Source organism: Nocardioides sp. NPDC057577, assembly GCF_042801335.1.
Lineage (GTDB): Bacteria > Actinomycetota > Actinomycetes > Propionibacteriales > Nocardioidaceae > Nocardioides.
Genome location: NZ_JBHVGB010000038.1, coordinates 20,725 through 38,438 on the forward strand (window position 1 = coordinate 20,725; position 17,714 = coordinate 38,438).

General features: G+C 71.1%; 16 protein-coding genes. 14 read left to right on the forward strand and 2 right to left on the reverse strand.

All coding sequences use genetic code 11. The features are described from left to right. Position 1: 1 nt before the first annotated feature. The 14 genes from htpX to ACFU7D_RS10680 all read left to right on the forward strand — a co-directional run bounded on the left by htpX (position 2) and on the right by ACFU7D_RS10680 (position 14,784). Entirely contained in the window at positions 2-910 is a 909-nt protein-coding gene (gene htpX / locus ACFU7D_RS10615) for a zinc metalloprotease HtpX (RefSeq protein ID WP_378866693.1), read from the forward strand. Between the two features lie 10 nt (positions 911-920). After that, a complete protein-coding gene (locus ACFU7D_RS10620; RefSeq protein WP_378866696.1) occupies positions 921-1,508 on the forward strand; it encodes a hypothetical protein in 588 nt (195 codons plus the stop codon). Between the two features lie 19 nt (positions 1,509-1,527). Continuing rightward, positions 1,528-2,301, forward strand: a complete 774-nt coding sequence (locus tag ACFU7D_RS10625) for a class I SAM-dependent methyltransferase (protein ID WP_378866699.1) — start codon at positions 1,528-1,530, stop codon at positions 2,299-2,301. A gap of 119 nt (positions 2,302-2,420) precedes the next feature. Beyond that, a complete protein-coding gene (locus ACFU7D_RS10630) occupies positions 2,421-3,719 on the forward strand; it encodes an efflux RND transporter periplasmic adaptor subunit (protein ID WP_378866702.1) in 1,299 nt (432 codons plus the stop codon). Then, positions 3,716-4,429, forward strand: a complete 714-nt coding sequence (locus ACFU7D_RS10635) for an ABC transporter ATP-binding protein (RefSeq protein ID WP_378866705.1) — start codon at positions 3,716-3,718, stop codon at positions 4,427-4,429. Before ACFU7D_RS10630 ends, ACFU7D_RS10635 begins: the two co-directional genes overlap by 4 nt. Continuing rightward, complete coding sequence (locus ACFU7D_RS10640) at positions 4,426-5,655, forward strand: ABC transporter permease (protein ID WP_378866708.1); 1,230 nt, start codon at positions 4,426-4,428, stop codon at positions 5,653-5,655. The genes ACFU7D_RS10635 and ACFU7D_RS10640 overlap by 4 nt, the downstream gene beginning before the upstream one ends. A gap of 31 nt (positions 5,656-5,686) precedes the next feature. Continuing rightward, positions 5,687-6,571, forward strand: a complete 885-nt coding sequence (locus ACFU7D_RS10645; protein WP_378866711.1) for a hypothetical protein — start codon at positions 5,687-5,689, stop codon at positions 6,569-6,571. Beyond that, positions 6,568-8,448, forward strand: coding sequence for an efflux RND transporter periplasmic adaptor subunit (locus ACFU7D_RS10650; protein WP_378866714.1), 1,881 nt, complete (start codon positions 6,568-6,570; stop codon positions 8,446-8,448). Before ACFU7D_RS10645 ends, ACFU7D_RS10650 begins: the two co-directional genes overlap by 4 nt. A gap of 72 nt (positions 8,449-8,520) precedes the next feature. Further along, on the forward strand, positions 8,521-9,246 hold the full coding sequence (locus tag ACFU7D_RS10655) for a response regulator transcription factor (RefSeq protein WP_378866717.1): 726 nt from the start codon (positions 8,521-8,523) through the stop codon (positions 9,244-9,246). Continuing rightward, positions 9,243-10,670 carry a sensor histidine kinase gene (locus ACFU7D_RS10660; RefSeq protein ID WP_378866720.1) on the forward strand — a complete coding sequence of 476 codons (1,428 nt, stop codon included), beginning with the start codon at positions 9,243-9,245 and terminating at the stop codon, positions 10,668-10,670. The genes ACFU7D_RS10655 and ACFU7D_RS10660 overlap by 4 nt, the downstream gene beginning before the upstream one ends. Positions 10,671-10,779: 109 nt before the next feature. Then, positions 10,780-11,547, forward strand: a complete 768-nt coding sequence (locus ACFU7D_RS10665; RefSeq protein WP_378866724.1) for an ABC transporter ATP-binding protein — start codon at positions 10,780-10,782, stop codon at positions 11,545-11,547. Further along, positions 11,547-12,896 (forward strand): FtsX-like permease family protein, encoded by a 1,350-nt coding sequence (locus ACFU7D_RS10670; protein WP_378866727.1) that lies wholly within the window; start codon positions 11,547-11,549, stop codon positions 12,894-12,896. Before ACFU7D_RS10665 ends, ACFU7D_RS10670 begins: the two co-directional genes overlap by 1 nt. Then, the gene (locus ACFU7D_RS10675) at positions 12,896-14,146 is read left to right on the forward strand and encodes a histidine kinase (RefSeq protein WP_378866730.1); all 1,251 of its coding nucleotides are present in this window, start codon (positions 12,896-12,898) and stop codon (positions 14,144-14,146) included. The genes ACFU7D_RS10670 and ACFU7D_RS10675 overlap by 1 nt, the downstream gene beginning before the upstream one ends. Next, complete coding sequence (locus ACFU7D_RS10680) at positions 14,143-14,784, forward strand: LuxR C-terminal-related transcriptional regulator (protein ID WP_378866740.1); 642 nt, start codon at positions 14,143-14,145, stop codon at positions 14,782-14,784. Before ACFU7D_RS10675 ends, ACFU7D_RS10680 begins: the two co-directional genes overlap by 4 nt. A 229-nt stretch (positions 14,785-15,013) precedes the next feature. Here ACFU7D_RS10680 and nadA read toward each other — a convergent pair whose 3' ends face one another. Continuing rightward, complete coding sequence (gene nadA, locus ACFU7D_RS10685; RefSeq protein WP_378866734.1) at positions 15,014-16,186, reverse strand: quinolinate synthase NadA; 1,173 nt, start codon at positions 16,184-16,186, stop codon at positions 15,014-15,016. Between the two features lie 107 nt (positions 16,187-16,293). Beyond that, positions 16,294-17,568, reverse strand: coding sequence for a DUF222 domain-containing protein (locus ACFU7D_RS10690; protein ID WP_378866737.1), 1,275 nt, complete (start codon positions 17,566-17,568; stop codon positions 16,294-16,296). Between the last annotated feature and the right edge of the window lie 146 nt (positions 17,569-17,714).

The window sequence follows — 17,714 nt, forward strand, 5'->3', positions numbered from 1 at the left end:
CATGTCACGCTTCCAGGGTGATGCCGGGCTGACCGTCCGGATGACCACGGTGATGTTCCTGCTCGGCGCGTTGTTCGTCGGGCTCGTCGTGGCGCTGATGTTCGTCATGCCCGCGCAGTGGGCGCCGATCATCGGCATCGTCGGGCTCGGCATCGCCTGGTGGCAGTGGTACGCCTCCGACACCCTCGCGATGCGCGCCATGGGCGCGCGCGAGGTGTCGGCCGAGGAGGCTCCTGAGCTGCACGCGATGATCGATCGGCTGTGCACGCTGGCCGACATGCCGAAGCCGCGGGTCGGGATCGCGCACACCGACATGCCCAACGCCTTCGCCACCGGCCGCTCGCCGAAGCGGTCCGCGGTCGTGGTGACCACCGGCATCATGCAGCGCCTGACCGCCGAGGAGCTCGAGGGCGTGCTCGCCCACGAGCTGTCCCACGTCGCCCATCGCGACGTGCTGGTGATGACGGTCGCCTCCTCGGCCGGCATCGTGGCCGGGATGCTGAGCCGCGGCTCCCAGTACGGTGCGTACGCAGGCGGTGGCCGCCGCGACAACAACAACGGTCTCCCGGTGTGGTTGGTGGTGCTGCTGGTCTCGCTGGCCGTCTACGCCGTCTCCTGGGTGCTGCTGCGGATGCTGTCGCGCTACCGCGAGCTGGCCGCCGACCGGGCCGGGGCGCAGCTGACCTTGAAGCCGGGTGCGCTGGCCAGCGCCCTGCAGAAGATCACCGGTGAGATCTCCGCGATCCCGAGCCGCGACCTGCGGTCCTCGCAGGCGATGAACGCCTTCTTCATCGCGCCGGCGATCAGCGGCCAGTCGCTGCGTACGCTCACCTCGACGCACCCTTCGCTGGAGCAGCGCCTGGAGCAGCTCGCCAGGATCGAGGCGGAGCTCGGCCGCCCCAACCAGTAGGGTCGCCTTCGTGGGCTTCTGGGACGTCATCACGGGTCGTACGCGACCGAAGCAGGCCAACCTCGACGCACTGTTCGCGGTGCCGACCGCCGCACTCACCATGCAGACCTCGCTCGGGCTGGTCCCGACCGGCGACGGAGCGGTCTGCTACCGGGCGGCGGCCGGGGCTGGTTTCGCCGGCACGCAGAACGACATCGTCGAGCTCCTCGGCGCCTCCGAGGGCGCACCGACGGTGACCACGAGCGTCGACGAGTTCGGCTTCACCTGGCTCAGCGTCGACCACGAGTCGCTGGACCCGGCCAACCCCGACATCACCGGCCTGGTCACCGACCTCCACGCGGTCAACACCACCCTGGAGATGAACGGCTTCGGCTCCGGTCTGCTGTGCTCGCTGATCGCCTTCGAGGGGGCCGACGGCCGCAGCGTGGGCCTCATCTACCTCTACAAGCAGGGCACCTTCTATCCCTTCGTCCCGACCGGTCCGCAGCAGCGCGACAACCTGCTCGAGATCAACGTCCGCACCGCGATCGAGGGCGACCTGCCGGTCGAGAAGGATCTCTCCCGTTGGCTCGCGCTCTGGGGCGCCCCCGGCCTCTGAGGCCGATCCTTCGACGACGATGGAACGAGCACGGAGCTTCGGAGCGGTCGCGGAGGACTACGAGCGCTTCCGTCCCGGCTACCCCGACGCCCTGGTGGTGCTGGTGAACGAGGTCGCCGACGGCCCGGTGCGACGGGCGATCGAGATCGGTGCCGGCACCGGGAAGGCGACCCGGACGTTCGCGGCCGCCGGGATCGAGGTGGTCGCGACCGACCCCGACGCCGACATGCTCAGCGTGCTCCGGCGCGAGTGCTCCGGACTGCCGGTGACCACCGTGCGCGCTGCTCTGGAGGAGCTCGACCCGGCGGCCTACGAGCCGTTCGACCTGCTCTACGCGGCCGCCGCCTGGCACTGGACGACGCCGGCGACGCGGTGGGACCTCGCCACCGCCCTGGTCCGCGACGGGGGAGCGGTGGCCTTCTTCGGAGGCCCGTTCGTGCTGGCCGACGTCGAGGTCGCGGCCGTCGAGGACGAGCTGATCGCGGCGTACGCCCCGGAGGGCCGCCACGTGCCGGCGCCGTCCGCGGTGGACGCGCCGATGCTGTTCCCCGGGGACGAGATGCTGGCCGACGGCCGGCTGTATGACGTACGCGAGCGGGAGGTGCCGCGCCGGTTCACCCTCGCTCGGGCGGACTATGTGCGCCACCTCGACACGATCTCCGCGGTCCGGATCCTCCCGGCCGCCGACCGGTCCGCGCTCCTCGCCGACCTGGCCGCGGCCCTCCCCGACCAGGTGGAGGTGTGTGCGGACCTGATGGTCCACACCGCTCGCCGTGCCCGGCGACGCGACTGATTCACAGGCTCTTTCATAGCCTCTCCACAGCCGGAGCCGACCTCCCGCACAGTCACGCACACGACAGTCCTCTCGTCATGCCTCCGGCGCCGCCGGAGGCGTAGGAGAGAGGCAGTGTGGTGCGCAAGAGACTCACGGAGCGGTGGCGGAGGCTCGGGCGTACGGCCCGGATCCTGCTCGCCGCCGGAGTGGCGGCAGCGGTGGTCGGTGGCGGAGCGGGCGCGTATGCGCTCACCCGCGAGGACACCGCGCAGGCACAGGCGGTGCAGGTCCAGGCGACATCGGGGACCGTGAAGGAGACGGTGTCGGCCAGTGGCACCGTCGAGGCGGCCGAGACCGCCGACCTGTCCTTCGAGGTCTCCGGAACGGTCACGAAGATCTACGCGGCCGAGGGCGACACCGTGGAGAAGGGCGACGCGCTGGCCCGGGTGGACGACACCACCCTGGTCGCCAGCCGCACCGCGGCCAAGTCGGCCCTCACCGCCGCCCAGGAGCAGCTCGACACCGACGAGTCCTCGGGGGCCGCCGACGTACAGATCGCCTCGGACGAGGCCGCCGTGGCGGCCGCCGAGGCCGACCTGGACTCCGCCCGCCAGGCCGTGGACGACGCCGTGCTGCGCGCCACGATCGGCGGCACGATCACCGGCTTCGACCTCGCCGTCGGGGACGTCGTGGGCTCATCGTCCGGCTCCTCGGGCTCGTCCTCGGGCTCGTCCTCGGGTGGATCCGGCGGTGACTCCGGTGGGTCCGGCTCGTCGATGGGCGGTACCTCGGGCGGCACCAGCGACAGCTCCTCGACATCGACGAGCACCGGCACCGTCTCGATCGTCTCCGCGGGAGAACATGTCGTCGAGGCGACCGTCAGCGCGGACGACGCGGCCTCGCTGAAGAAGGGCCTGCAGGCGACCGTCACCGTCAACGGGGTCGACGAGGAGGTCTTCGGGACCGTCGCGACAGTCGGCAAGGTCGCCGAGACGAGCTCCTCGGGTGCCGCGGTCTTCCCGGTGAGCATCACAGTCACCGGTGAGCGCGACGACCTCTACCCAGGCACCTCGGCCACGGCCGAGATCACCGTGAAGCAGCGCGAGGACGTGCTCACCGTGACCAGCGCTGCCATCACCACCGACGGCGACCAGGCGTACGTCCAGAAGCTCGTCGACGGCAAGACGGTCAAGACCGCGGTGACGATCGGTGACGTCTACGGCGCCACGACCGAGATCACCGACGGGCTCGCCGAGGGTGACACGGTCGAGATCGAGGCCTTCACCCGTCCCGGCGGGTCGAGGTCCAGGAGCCAGGAAGGCGGCCAGGAGGGCGGCTTCGGTGGCTTCGGTGGCGAGGGGGAGATGGGACAGCTGCCCGGCGGCGGTCAGTTCCCCGGTGGCGGGATGCCCGGCCAGATGGGTGGCGGTCGGTGAGCGCGAGCGCCCCGGTCGTCTCCGTGGACGGCGTGCGGAAGACGTACCGGTCCGGATCGATCGAGTTCGAGGCGCTGCGTGGCGTCGACATGGAGATCGAGGCGGGGGAGTACGTCGCCGTGATCGGGCCCTCCGGCTCCGGCAAGTCGACGCTGATGAACATCCTCGGCTGCCTCGACGTGCCGACCGAGGGCAGCTACCACCTCGGCGGCGAGGACGTCTCGACGATGTCGGAGGCATCCCTCGCCCACGTACGCAACCGGCGGATCGGCTTCGTGTTCCAGCAGTTCAACCTGCTGCCGAGCCTGCCCGCCTGGCGCAACGTCGAGCTTCCGCTGACGTACGCCGGGGTGCCCAGGTCGCAGCGGCGCGAGCGCGCCGCCCGGGCCCTGGAGCGGGTCGGGCTCGGTGACCGGCTCGAGAACCGGCCAGGTGAGCTCTCCGGCGGTCAGCAGCAGCGGGTCGCGGTGGCCCGGGCGCTGGTCACCGAGCCGGACATCATCCTGGCCGACGAGCCGACCGGAAACCTCGACTCGGGCTCGACCGAGGCCGTCCTCGCGCTGCTCGACGAGCTGCACGCGAGCGGGCGGACCATCGTGCTGATCACCCACGAGCACGAGGTCGCCGCCCGCGCCGGCCGCAGGCTGACCATCCGCGACGGTCTGATCACGGCCGACGAGCCGGTGCTCGCTACGGGGGCGGTCCGATGAGCTGGGCCGAGACTCTCGCGACCGCCTGGGACGCGGTGCGCTCGCACCGGATGAGGTCGCTGCTCACGATGCTCGGCATCGTCATCGGGATCGCCTCGGTGATCCTCACCGTCGGCCTCGGCCAAGGAGCGCAAGACCAGGTCAAGAGCCAGATCAGCGCGCTGGGGAGCAACCTGCTGATCGTCTCGCCGGGCTCCTCGACCTCCTCGGCAGGCGTACGCGGCGGCTTCGGGTCCGCCTCCACGCTGACCCTCTCCGACGCCGAGGCGCTCGGCGACGACGACGCCGCTCCCGACGTCAAGGCGGTCGCCCCGGTGACCACCTCGAACGCGCAGCTCGACACCGCCTCGACGAACTGGACGACATCGCTGGTCGGTGCCACGACCACGTGGCCGCAGGTGCGCAAGCGCGAGGTCGCGACCGGGCGGTTCTTCACCTCCGAGGAGGTCGCCTCGGGGGCGAAGGTGGTCGTGCTCGGCGCCGACACCGCCTCCGAGCTCTTCACCGGGCCGGCCAGCCCCGTCGGGGAGACGGTCTCGGTCGGCGGCACCGCGCTGACCGTCATCGGGGTGCTGGAGTCGACCGGCGCGAGCTCGTCCGGCTCCACCGAGGACGACACCGCGGTCACGCCGATGGGCACCGCGAAGTCGCTGACCGGTTCGACCAGCAGTTCGGTCTCGACGGTCTACGTAGAGGCGGTCTCCGACGAGGCCCTGCCGGCGGCCTACCAGGAGATCAACGCGCTGCTGCTCAACCTGCACGGCGTGAGCGCCGACGAGGCCGACTTCTCGATCTCCTCGCAGGACTCGCTGGTCGAGACCGCCAATGCCACCAACAAGACCCTGACGGTGCTGCTCGGCGGCATCGCGGCGATCTCGCTGCTCGTGGGCGGCATCGGCGTCATGAACATCATGCTCGTCTCCGTCACCGAGCGGATCCGCGAGATCGGCCTGCGCAAGGCGCTCGGCGCGACCCCGTCGGTGATCCGGCGCCAGTTCCTGGCCGAGGCCTCCCTGCTCGGCCTGGCCGGCGGTGTCGTCGGCATCGTCATCGCCGCCATCGGCGCCTGGGGTCTGCCCGGTCTGATCGACCAGCCCGTGTCCCTGTCGCTCCTCGCCACCGCTGCCGCGCTGGTCACCTCCCTGGCGCTCGGCGTCGGCTTCGGGGTCTACCCCGCGAGCCGGGCCGCTCGCCTGACCCCGATCGACGCTCTCCGCAGCGAGTGACACCACCATCTCGACGTACGAAGGAATCTCGATGACCAACACGTTCACGCTCCGCACGCGCCGCTCCCGGGCGACGTCGCTCGCCGCTCTCGCCACCGTCGGGCTCATCGCCCTGGCAGGTTGTGGCGCCGACAGCGACGCGGCCACCGACCAGCAGGGGCAGGGGTACGGCCAGGGCCAGGGTCAGGGGCAGGGCCGCGGGATGGGCGGCGGCATGTCGGGCACCTCCGGCGAGATCGCCGCCATCGACGGCAGCACGCTGCAGGTCCAGAGCAGCGACGCCCAGACCGCGGTCACCTACACCGACCAGACCACGATCAGCCAGCAGGTCAGTGCCGCGCTCGCCGACGTCACGGTCGGCAGCTGCGTCATGGTCACCACCGCCGAGGGGTCCGAGTCGAGCGACACTGCTGTGGCAGCCGCGACCGTCCGGATCACCGAGAAGACCGACGGCTCGTGCGCGGGCGGAGGGTTCGGGGGCGGCCAACGGCCCGAGGGAATACCCAGCGACATGCCCAGCGACATGCCGACGGACATGCCCACCGACATGCCCGAGGGGATGCCCTCGGGCGGACCGGGGGGCATGGGCGGCGGCATGGGCACGTCCGGTGAGGTGACCGCGGTCAGCGACTCGGGCTTCACCGTGGCGGCGACCTCGCGCGGTTCCGAGGAGACGACCTCGGTGAGCGTCACGGTCGGCTCCGAGACCACCTACACGACCACGAGGACGGCGACGAAGAGCGCTCTGGTCGTCGGCACCTGCGTGACCGCCACCGGCGAGGCCGACGACACCGGGGCGGTCACCGCCGAGCGGATCTCGGTCTCCGACCCGGTCGAGGGCGAGTGCACCACCGGCTTCGGTGGCCGCGGCGGGATGCCGGGCGGCGCGCCGGGCCAGGACGGGGCTTCCTCGTGAGGCGCGTCTCCCGTACCTGGATCAAGGCGGCCTCCGGCGCCGCGGCGCTGGTCGTGGTCGCGGGCGGTGGCTACACGGCGTACGCAGCGACCGCGTCGTCCTCGGCCGGCTACCGTACCGCCGCGGTCACCACCGGCGACGTGGAGCAGACCCTCTCGCTGAACGGCACCGTCGCGCCCAACGGCCGCGCCGACCTCGCCTTCGCCACCGACGGGATCGTCGAGACCGTCGTCGCCGAGGGCGACACCGTGAAGAAGAACCAGGTGGTGGCCCGGTTGGACCGTACGTCACTGAAGAAGTCGCTCACCGCCGCCAAGGCCACGCTCGCCGCGGCCAGGGCGCAGCTGGCGAGCGACAAAGAGGCTCAGATCTCTGGTGTCACCTCGGCCACGGCCTCCGACTCGGACTCGGGCTCGGGGACAATCGCCTCGCCGAGCTCCGCGTCCGGCACGTCGCCGTCGAACGAGGTCGTCGCGGCAGTCTGGACCGGGACGACCCCGACGACCCTGCCGACGGCGACCGGCGTCTCGACCGACGCGAGCGCCGATCTGGTCGCCACGGTGAAGGGGCTGCAGAACGCGGTGGTCTCGGCCCAGAAGGCGCTCGACGCCGCCGACGCCGAGCTCGGCACGGCGCAGACCGACCTCGCCTCGGCCCTGGAGAAGCTGACCGCGCTGGTCGCCGCCGGCGGCACCCTCGACGAGGACGGTGAGCTCGCCGGCGCGCTGAAGGCTGTCCAGGAGTCCTGTGGCCAGGAGACCTCCGACTCCTGCGACGAGGACCTGGAGACCGCGCTCGGCGCCCAGGACTCGGCCGGCGGGACCGTCACCGAGGCCACCGCGCTGCTCGGCTCGGCACAGTCGGCGCTCGCCGAGGCCAGGACGGCGGTGACGACCGCGAAGGCCGATCTGAAGGACTACAGCGCCCAGTTGGACGAGACGCTCGCGAGCGCCGGTTCGTCCGGTGGGGAGGGCCCGGACCAGTCCGGCGGCGGCCCGCAGGATTCGGGGCAGTCCTCCGGTGGGTCCGGTCAGCCGCCGAGCACCGGCGGCACCCAGGGAGAGCAGAGCGGCGGCGGCCAGAGCGGGTCGGGCGCCACCGGCGGGTCGGGTGTCTCCGGCGGATCGGGTGGATCAGGCGGAGGAGAGAGCGTGACCGCCGCGACCCTGGCCAAGGACCAAGCCGAGATCGACCGGGCGAAGGCCGACGTCGCCGAGGCCAAGGCCGCGCTCGCGGGCGCGGTGCTGAAGGCACCGGCCGCGGGCACGGTCGCCTCGGTCGCCGTGAAGAAGGGCGAGAGCGCGTCTGCCGGCACCGAGGCGGTGACCCTCATCGCCGAGGGCCTGACCAGCGTGGAGCTGACCGTCAGCGCCACCCAGGTCGAGCAGCTCCAGACCGGTCAGGTCGCCGAGGTCACCCCGGCGGGTGCCGAGGAGCCGCTCCCGGGCAAGGTCACCCTGGTCGGCCAGGTTCCCGATACCTCCTCGGGGAGCAGTACCTTCCCGGTGACCGTCACCCTCGACGAGGCCGGTCTCGACCTGCTCGCCGGCAACATGGCCACCGTCGAGGTCGTGGTCGGCTCCGCGGAGGACGTTGCGACGATCCCGGCCTCGGCCCTCTCCAACGGCTCGGTGCTGGTCGTCGACGGTGACACGACCCAGCGCAAGCAGGTCACCACCGGCCTGGTCGGCACCACCCGGATCGAGGTCACCGACGGCCTCGAGAAGGGGCAGCAGGTCGTCCTGGCCGACCTCTCCCAGGACCTGCCGAGCGGCGGCACCTCCGAGGAGCAGGGCTTCGGACGTACGGGCGGCGGCAACACCGTGCAGATGCCGGGTGGCGGCGGCCCCGGCGGGCAGGGTGGCGGCCAGCGATGACCCGGCGAACGACATCGACACGCCACAGCGACCTCACAGGCACCGCACAGCAAACGGCCGCATGATGGAGTCATGACTGCTGGAGGAAAGGATCTGACCCGCGCCGACGGCTCGCCGCTGCGGGTGCTCGTCGTCGACGACGAGGTGAACATCGCCGAGCTGATCGCGATGGCACTGCGGTTCGAGGGCTGGGAGATCACCATGGCCCACTCCGGCTCCAAGGCCGTGGCCGCTGCGAAGGAAACTGCTCCCGACGCGATCGTGCTCGACTGGATGCTGCCCGACTTCGACGGGCTCGAGGTCCTGCGCCGGGTGCGGTCGTCCAACCCGGGCGTACCCGTCCTCTTCCTCACCGCCAAGGACGCGGTCGAGGACCGGGTCGCCGGGCTGACCGCGGGTGGTGACGACTACGTGACCAAGCCGTTCTCGCTCGAGGAGCTCGTCGCCCGGCTGCGTGGACTGATGCGGCGGGCCGGCGCGACGCGGGTCGAGGAGCACTCGGTGATCCGCGTCGGCGACCTGACGATGGACGAGGACTCGCGCGAGGTGCACCGTGCCGGGGAGGAGATCGGCCTCACCGCGACCGAGTTCGAGCTGCTCCGCTTCCTGATGCGCAACCCCCGCCGGGTGCTGTCCAAGGCCCAGATCCTCGACCGGGTCTGGTCCTACGACTTCGGTGGCCAGGCCAACGTCGTCGAGCTCTACATCTCGTACCTGCGCAAGAAGATCGACGCCGGCCGCGAGCCGATGATCCACACGATGCGTGGTGCGGGCTACGTGCTGAAGGCTGCTGAGTGAGTAGCGGTCTCAAGCGGCTGGTCGCGCCGCTGAGCTCGCGCCTGGTCATCACCTCGGTCTCCCTGGTGCTGGTCGTCTCGCTCCTGATCGCCACGTTCGCCACGATCGCGCTGCGCGAGACGCTGATGGATCGCCTCGACCGGGACGTCCACGAGATGGCTCGCGGAATGGCCGGCCCGGGCCCGCGCAGCGACCTCAACATCGGACCGGACTCGGTCATCGCGCTGTTCCCCGAGCAGGGTGAGGCGCAGGGCAACCTCGGCGACTTCGACCCGAACCAGATGGAGCCGCTCAGCGCCGCCGACCTGGAGCTGTTGGAGGACGTGCGCGTCGACGCGCGTCCCCACGAAGTCGAGCTCCCCGACCAGGGCACCTACCGGGTGATCGCCCAGTCCGTCTTCAACCCCAACCTCGGTCAGACGGTGGTCTTCGTCACCGGCCGTTCGACCGACGAGGTCGACAACACGATCGAGAGCCTGGTCTTCTGGGAGGCCCTGCTGACCCTGCTGGGCGTCCTGGCTGCCGCGGGCGCCGGCTACGTCGTCGTACGCCGCCAGCTCAGCCCGCTGCGCGAGGTCGCTGCGACGGCCCACTCCGTCGCCGCGCTACCGCTCTCCTCCGGCGAGGTCGAGGTCACCGAACGGGTTCCTGAGCGGCTCACCGACGAAGACACCGAGGTCGGCCAGGTCGGCGCCGCGCTCAACTCCCTGCTCGACCACGTCGAGACCTCGCTGGCCGAACGTCACCGCAGCGAGCAGCAGGTACGCCAGTTCGTCGCCGACGCCTCCCACGAGCTGCGCACCCCGCTGACCACCATCCGCGGCTACACCGAGCTGGCCCAGCAGCGGCCCGAAGCGGTCCCGACCGCGCTCGGCAAGGTCGAGGAGGAGTCGCTGCGGATGACCGCGCTGGTCGAGGACCTGCTCCTGCTCGCGCGCCTCGACCAGGGCCGCCCGCTCGCCCGTGACTCGGTCGACCTGACCCGGCTGCTCCTGGAGGCCGTCGACGACGCGCGGGTCATCGACCCCTCACACACCTGGCGGCTCGAGCTTCCCGCCGACGCCGACTCCGGTGAGGCCGAGGTGATCGTGACCGGTGACGCCCAGCGACTCCATCAGGTGATCAGCAACCTGCTCACCAACGAGCGGAGGCACACGCCCGCCGGCACCACGGTCACGGTTCGCGTACGTCCTGACGGTTTCGACGTCCACGACGACGGCCCCGGCTTCCCTCCGGCCCTGGTCCCGCACGCGTTCGAGCGCTTCACCCGCGCCGACGAGGCCCGTCAGCGCGACGGTGGCGCCGGCCTCGGCCTCGCCCTGGTGCACGCCATCGTCACCTCCCACGGTGGCACGGTGACCCTCGCCAGCGCCCCGGGGGACACCACGATCGCCGTACGCCTCCCGCGCTCGTCCGGTGGGTGAGGTGGGGTTTTCCCTACCCGGTTCGGCTCCTTGAGCCCATCGTGGGTGAGCGACGGGTTCCTTAGCGTCGAAGGGTGACATCAGCCACCCGAAACCCCAGGAGCCACCCATGACCACACCCGCCCTCGAGGTCACCGGCCTCACCAGGACCTACGGCACCGGTGCGGCCGCCGTGGCCGCGCTCGACGGACTCGACCTGGCCTGCGCGCCGGGCACGTTCACCGCCGTGATGGGGCCCTCCGGCTCCGGCAAGTCCACGTTCCTGACCTGCGCCGGAGCGCTGGAGCAGCCGACGGCCGGCCGCGTCGTCATCGCCGGCCAGGACGTCACCGAGCTGACCGAGGCACGCCGGACCAGGCTGCGCCGCGAGCGGATCGGGTTCGTCTTCCAGGGCTTCCACCTGCTGCCCTACCTCACCGCCGAGCAGAACGTCGCGCTGCCGCTGCGGCTGGCCGGGGGCCGGATCGATGCGACGGCCCGCCGCCGGACCCGCGAGCTGCTCGACCTCGTCGGCCTGGGCGATCGCACCGGCCACCTGCCGGCACAGCTCTCCGGCGGCCAGCAGCAGCGGGTGGCGATCGCCCGGGCGCTGGTGACCGGTCCCGACATCGTCCTCGCCGACGAGCCCACCGGAGCCCTCGACTCGCACACGGCGGCCTCGGTGCTCGCCCTGCTCCGGAGCCTCGTCCACGAGCTCGGCGCGACCGTCGTGATGGTCACCCACGACCCCGTCGCCGCTGCGTACGCGGACAGCGTGGTCTTCCTCGTCGACGGCCGCGCCGTGGGGCGGATGGACAACCCCGCCGCCGAGGCCGTCGCGGGTCAGATGGCACATCTGGACGAGCTCACCGCCCGCACCGAGCCGGAGATGGTGTGATGTTGACCCTCGCACTGCGCTCGTTGCGCCACCGCGCGACCGCCATGACCGCGACGTTCGTCGCGATCCTGCTGGGCACCGCGGTGATGGGTTCGTTCACGCCGTTCATCCAGGTCGCTCTCGAACCCGGCACCCCGAGCGCCGAGCGGGAGACCCTGCTCGTCCTCGGGGGAGTGGTCGGCGCCTGGGGCACCGTCATCGCGCTCTTCTCGATCGTCTCCACCGTCGGGGTCACTGTCCGGCAGCGCGAGGTCGAGATCGGCCTGCTGCGCACCGTCGGCGCCGAGCCCCGCCAGGTCCGCGCCCTGGTTCGGGCGGAGACGCTCGTGGTCGCGCTCGTCGCCACCGTCCTCGGAGCCGGTGTGGCGAGCCTGACCAGCCGAGCGCTCCTCGACCTGCTGCAGTCCGGTGGCGTCGTCAGTGAGCAGGTCGCCCACTCGGGTGGCCGGGTCGCGCTCGCCGCGACCGTCGTGCTGCTCCTGCTCGTGTCCCTGGCTGCTGCCGGCCTGGCCGGATCACGCGCCTCCCGGGGGCCGGCGACGGTCGCGCCCCCCGAAGCCAGGTCGGGCACGGGACGGATCGCCTGGTGGCGGTGGGTGGTGGCCCTGGTCGCCGTCGGCCACGCCACGACCATGGTCGTGATGACCATGGCCACGGGCAAGGACGCCGCCGACCCGTACGACGCGATGGCGATGACCGGCTCCCTCGGGCTCCTGGTCGCGGTGGGTCTCGCGGCGCTGGCACCGCTGCTGCTGCGGGCCGGAAGCCGGCTGCTGCGGCCGCTGCTGGGCGGGACGAGCGGGCACCTGGCGGCGTACAACACCTCGCGGAGGTCGCACCTGCTCGCCGGTGTGCTCGCGCCGGTCATGGTGCTCTCCGCGGCCGCGGTCAGCATCCTGATGCTGGTCGGGATCGATGAGCGTACGTTGCCCACCGGTCTGCCTCCGGAGGTCACCGAGGGCTACGAGACGATCAACCTGCTCAACAACGTGGTCACCGCGATGATCTGCGCGTTCGCCGCGATCATGGTCGTCAACGCCTTCGCGGCCCTTCTCGCCGACCGGCGCCTGGAGCTGCACAGGCTGCGGCTGCTCGGCGCCACTCCCGCTCAGGTGCGCGGCTCCATCCTCGCCGAGGCCGGTGTCGTCGCCGCGGTCGGCACCGTCATCGGTCTGCTCGCCGCGCAGGCGACGATCGTCCCGTTCGCCTACGTCCGGGGTGAGGGCGTGGTGCCCGACGCGCAGCTCTGGCTGCCGCCGCTTCTGGTGGCTGGTGCCGTGGTGCTGACACTGGCCTCGGCGGCCGGTGCGACGAGCCGGGCATTACGCACGACGTCCGGTGCCCGCTGATGTCAGACTCACTCCTGATGGCCGAGTGGGATGCACCGATCCGGACCGTGCGACCGGAGCCGTTCAGCGGGCAGGCGCTCGTCGAACGGCTCCGGCTGACCGGACTGTCGCTGGGCTATGCCCTGATGATGGCGCCCGCCCTGGTGCTGGTGATCCTCACGGTGCTCTCGATCCCGCTCGGGCTGGTGTTCGGGGTCGGCATCGGGATCGCCCTGGGTGCGGTGCCGGCCACTGCGGCCCTCGCCGGAGTGCATCGCCGGGTGAGCGGCATGCTCCTCGGGGAGACCATCCCGGAGACGTACGCAGACCTGAGTGCGCAGCCGGTCCTCAGCCGGCCGTTCCGATGGCTTCGGGAGAAGGCGCGGTGGCGCGACTTCGCCTGCTGCTGCTTCTCGGCGACCGGGGGCTTCGTGCTCTCCGTGCTGCCGGTGGCGCTCCTGACCGTGCCGCTGAACTGGCTGATCCTGAGCTTCGCCGGCATCACCTGGGTGGTCTGGCTGCTGCTCCTGCTCACCGGTCCGCTGCTCCTGGTGTGGTGGGTGGCGACCCCGGGCCTGGTCCGGGCGCGGGCGCTGGCCGAGCGTGGCATCTTCGGTCAGGGACAGGTCGCCGCGCTGGCCGCCAGGGTGGAGAAGGTCGAGTCGACCCGTGCCGAGACGCTGGACCACTCGGCGGCCGAGCTGCGTCGCATCGAGCGTGATCTCCATGACGGTGCCCAGGCCAGGATCGCCGCCGTCGGGATGAGCGTCGGACTGGCCGAGAAGCTGATGGCGACCGACCCGGACGCCGCCGCCGCGCTGCTGCGTGAGGCCCGCGAGACCACGGTGTCCGCGCTCGAGGACCTGCGTGGAGTCGTACGCGGCATCCTGCCGCCGGTGCTTGCCGACCGTGGCCTCGTGGGTGCCGTCCAGGCCCTCACCGCCGGACTGCCGCTGCCGGTCACCGTCGCCATCGAGCTGCCCGGGCGTCTGCCCGACCCGGTCGAGTCGGCGGCCTACTTCGCGGTGGCCGAGTGCCTGGCCAACGCGGTCAAGCACTCCGGCGCCGACCGGGCGTTCGTACGCGGCAGCCACAACGGGCAGCGGCTGCGGATCGTGGTGGGCGACAACGGCCGCGGCGGTGCCGAGGCGACCGGACACGGGCTCGCCGGGGTCGCGACCCGATTGGCGGCCTTCGACGGAACCGTCGCGGTCGAGAGCCCCGCCGGCGGCCCGACCCTGATCACGCTGGAGGTGCCTTGCCGGATCTGAGGGTGGTCCTGGGTGAGGACCAGGCGCTGCTCCGCGTCGGCCTCACCCGGATCCTCGAAGCGGGCGGGATCGAGGTCGTCGAGGCCGTCGACAACGCGCCCGCCCTGGCTCGGGCCCTGGTCCGGCCGGACGTGGACGCGGCGGTCGTCGACGTACGTCTGCCTCCGTCCTTCACCACCGAGGGCATCACTGCGGCGATCGAGGTCAGGCGGGTGCGGTCAGGGTTCCCGGTGCTGGTGCTGAGCCAGTACGTCGAGCCGCTCTACGCGCGCGACCTGCTCGCCGGGGGAGAGGGCGCGGTCGGCTACCTGCTCAAGGACCGTGTCGCCGACGTCGACGCCTTCCTCGGGGCGGTGCGCCAGGTCGCCGGCGGCGGGACCGTCCTCGACCCGGAGGTCGTCGCCGCGCTCCTCACCCGCCGGGAACGCCCGCTCGACCGGCTCACCGAGCGTGAGCGCGAGGTGATGACGCTGATCGCCGAGGGTCGCTCGAACGCTGCCATTGCCGCGCGGCTCTTCGTCACCGAGAAGGCGGTCGGCAAACACATCAGCTCGATCTTCACCAAGCTCGACCTCCCCCAGGCGAGCGACGACAACCGCCGAGTCCTCGCCGTCCTCACCTGGCTCAACGGCCTCTGACCGAGCCGTCAAGCCCGTCGGTCGAGCCGTCGCGCCCGTCGGTCGAGCCGTCGCGCCCGTCGGTCGAGCCGTCGCGCCCGTCGGTCGAGGAGTCGCGCCCGTCGGTCGAGGAGTCGCGCCCGTCGGTCGAGACGTCACACCCCCCCCGCCGTTCGAGGCGTCACGCCGGGCCGACTCGGCCGACCTAGCTGACGCTTCGGCCGACGGGGGTGACGCCTCGACGGGAGGGTCAGTCCTTCTCGGTCTTGCCGGGCAGGTCGAGCATGCGCTGCAGGGCGAGCTTGGCGTAGCGCTCGGTGTCGGGGTCGACCTCGATGCGGTTGACGACCTGACCCTCGACGAGGGACTCGAGGGCCCAGACGAAGTGGGGGAGGTCGATGCGGTTCATCGTCGAGCAGTAGCAGACGGTGCGGTCGAGGAAGACGATCCGCTTGTCCGGGTGGGCGTTGGCGAGGCGCTTGACCAGGTTGAGCTCGGTGCCGATCGCCCAGGCCGACCCAGGAGGAGCGGCCTCGATGGTCGAGATGATGAACTCGGTCGAGCCGACCAGGTCTGCCTTGAGGACGACCTCGTGCTGGCACTCGGGGTGGACGAGGATCTGCACCCCCGGGATCTCGGCGCGCAGGTCGTCGATGGTGTCGGGGGAGAAGCGGCCGTGGACCGAGCAGTGCCCCTTCCACAGGATCACCTTGGCGGCCTTCAGGTCCTCGGCCGACACCCCGCCGTCGGGCTTGAGCGGGTCCCAGACCACGCAGTCGCCCAGCGACATGCCGAGCTTGAGCACGGCGGTGTTGCGGCCGAGGTGCTGGTCGGGGAAGAAGAGCACCTTGGCGTCGGACTTCTGCTCGAAGGCCCACTCGAGCACGGCCTGCGCGTTGGACGAGGTGCACACGACGCCGTCGTGGCGTCCGCAGAACGCCTTGATGTCGGCGGAGGAGTTCATGTACGTCACCGGCACGACCTGCTCGGCCACACCGACCTCCTCCAGCGCCGCCCAGGCCTTCTCGACCTGGCCCAGCCGCGCCATGTCGGCCATCGAGCACCCGGCCGCCAGGTCGGGGAGGATGACCGCCTGCGACGGCGAGGTGAGGATGTCGGCCGACTCGGCCATGAAGTGCACGCCGCAGAAGACGATGTACTCCGCGTCCGGCCGGGCGGCGGCGTCGCGCGCGAGCTTGAAGGAGTCCCCGGTGACGTCAGCGAACTCGATGACCTCGTCGCGCTGGTAGTGGTGTCCGAGGACGAACACCTTCTCGCCGAGCTTCTCCTTGGCGGCGATCGCGCGCTTGACCAGGTCGGGATCGGAAGCCGCCGGCAGATCGCCGGGGCACTCGACGCCACGCTCGGAGTTCAAGTCCGTGCCGCGCCCGAGGGGGAGCAGCGGGAGGTCCACAGTCGTCATGATGACGATAATACATGTCGAGGGCTCCGGGTCCCGGTGGCGTGGGTCACATGGTGGTCTGATGGCGCGTCTTGGACGGCGCAAAGAGCAGCCCTCGCGGTATCTCTTTACGGTCGACGGGCGAAGCGGATGGTGCCATCCGGCAACCGCTCATGAACGTACGCCGGGGCGTGCGCCAGACGGTGATGATGTGGACACAACAAGGCCCCGTCCTTCAGGTCAGTCTTCCCTCCCGCAGCCCACGGATCGAGGTGGTGGGCGTCGCACCATTCCGGTGGCATGTCACAGCCCTCGGCTTGGCAGCACTTCTGCTGCAACCGGAGCGCCTTGCGTTGGATGGGTTGGAAGAACCGGCTGGCTCGGCCGGCGTCGAGGACCTCACCATCCCCGCCCAGCACCCAGGGGATGATGGTGGCGTTGCAGGCCATCCGCCTGGCTTCGGCGGCGCTGATGGTGGCCCCGTTGGTCTCGTCGTAACCCAATGTGGCGGTGCCGAGGTCCTTGCGAAGCTCGTCGAGGGAGATCACCACGTTGATGGTGGTCGCATCGCCCCCGTGGCGGGGCAGCGCTGCGGGGTCGAGGGTCTCCAGCAGCCGGGAGAACCCCTGGCCCATCAACCGCTCCCACGGAGGCAATGCCGCGCCCTTGGTGACGAGTTGTTGTTTGCGGGGTTGGGCGTAGGCCTCGACGAGTCGTTTGAACCGCATCCCGATCGAGGTCGGCAAGACGCCCTCGAACCCAATGGTCCCGTCGTGGTTGTCCCAGACCCGCAGGGCGGTCCTCTGGTGGGCGCGTTCCTCCTCGGCGAGGAGGGCCTTGGCTTCGGCGTCTTCGAACCGGGCGGGGTCGACCTCGGTGAGGATCTTCCGGCCGACGATGCGGAGCTCGTTCGCCGTCAATTGGGTCGCGTAATCCACGAGGAGCTTTTCGGCCAGGGCCAGGTCCTCGGCACTCGCGACAGGGTCGGCATCGACCTTGTCCAACGCCCGGGTGATGACACGGGCCTTGTCCAGAGACACCACGCCTTCGGCCAGACCGGCTGCGACGAGGTCGTACTTGGCGACCCTGGTCGCGAGCTTGATCTGCGAGCGGGCCGCACCCTTGTCGACCAACAACTCTGCCCGCATCCAGGCCGAGGCATCCTTCGCGCCGGTCTCCTCCGCGATATCACCCGCAGCAGCGAGCACCCGCAGTTTCAGAGCGGCCTGCTGGGCCTGGAGTTTCTCCAACCGCTCGAGCAGGTCCTTCTTCGTCGAGGTCCGCCAATAGGCCGGGTCACTCGAGAGCAGGTCGCGGAGGGAGGATTCGATGGCCTGCAGGGCGGCGTCGATCGCGTCGCCGGGGTTGGTGGCCCAGGGGTCGAGGTTGTGCTCGAGACTCATCGTGTTCCCTCCCTTCAGAGGTGTGTCGTGATGGGTCTGATTCTACGCCTCGAACGGATACCTAACCAGCCATAGGTGCAGGTCAAACGCCTTTTCGCGGTGAGCGAACGGCATCGCTTCTGTGGATGGTAAGTGGCCCGAAGGGC

What these genes read in the sequence shown, in the direction of transcription:
- ACFU7D_RS10625 (WP_378866699.1), top strand. Translation starts at nt 1,528, where the DNA reads ATGGAACGAGCACGGAGCTTCGGAGCGGTCGCGGAGGACTACGAGCGC.
- ACFU7D_RS10655 (WP_378866717.1), top strand. Translation starts at nt 8,521, where the DNA reads ATGACTGCTGGAGGAAAGGATCTGACCCGCGCCGACGGCTCGCCGCTG.
- ACFU7D_RS10690 (WP_378866737.1), bottom strand. Translation starts at nt 17,568, where the DNA reads ATGAGTCTCGAGCACAACCTCGACCCCTGGGCCACCAACCCCGGCGAC.
- ACFU7D_RS10640 (WP_378866708.1), top strand. Translation starts at nt 4,426, where the DNA reads ATGAGCTGGGCCGAGACTCTCGCGACCGCCTGGGACGCGGTGCGCTCG.
- htpX (WP_378866693.1), top strand. Translation starts at nt 2, where the DNA reads ATGTCACGCTTCCAGGGTGATGCCGGGCTGACCGTCCGGATGACCACG.
- ACFU7D_RS10675 (WP_378866730.1), top strand. Translation starts at nt 12,896, where the DNA reads ATGTCAGACTCACTCCTGATGGCCGAGTGGGATGCACCGATCCGGACC.
- ACFU7D_RS10665 (WP_378866724.1), top strand. Translation starts at nt 10,780, where the DNA reads ATGACCACACCCGCCCTCGAGGTCACCGGCCTCACCAGGACCTACGGC.
- nadA (WP_378866734.1), bottom strand. Translation starts at nt 16,186, where the DNA reads ATGACGACTGTGGACCTCCCGCTGCTCCCCCTCGGGCGCGGCACGGAC.
- ACFU7D_RS10670 (WP_378866727.1), top strand. Translation starts at nt 11,547, where the DNA reads ATGTTGACCCTCGCACTGCGCTCGTTGCGCCACCGCGCGACCGCCATG.
- ACFU7D_RS10645 (WP_378866711.1), top strand. Translation starts at nt 5,687, where the DNA reads ATGACCAACACGTTCACGCTCCGCACGCGCCGCTCCCGGGCGACGTCG.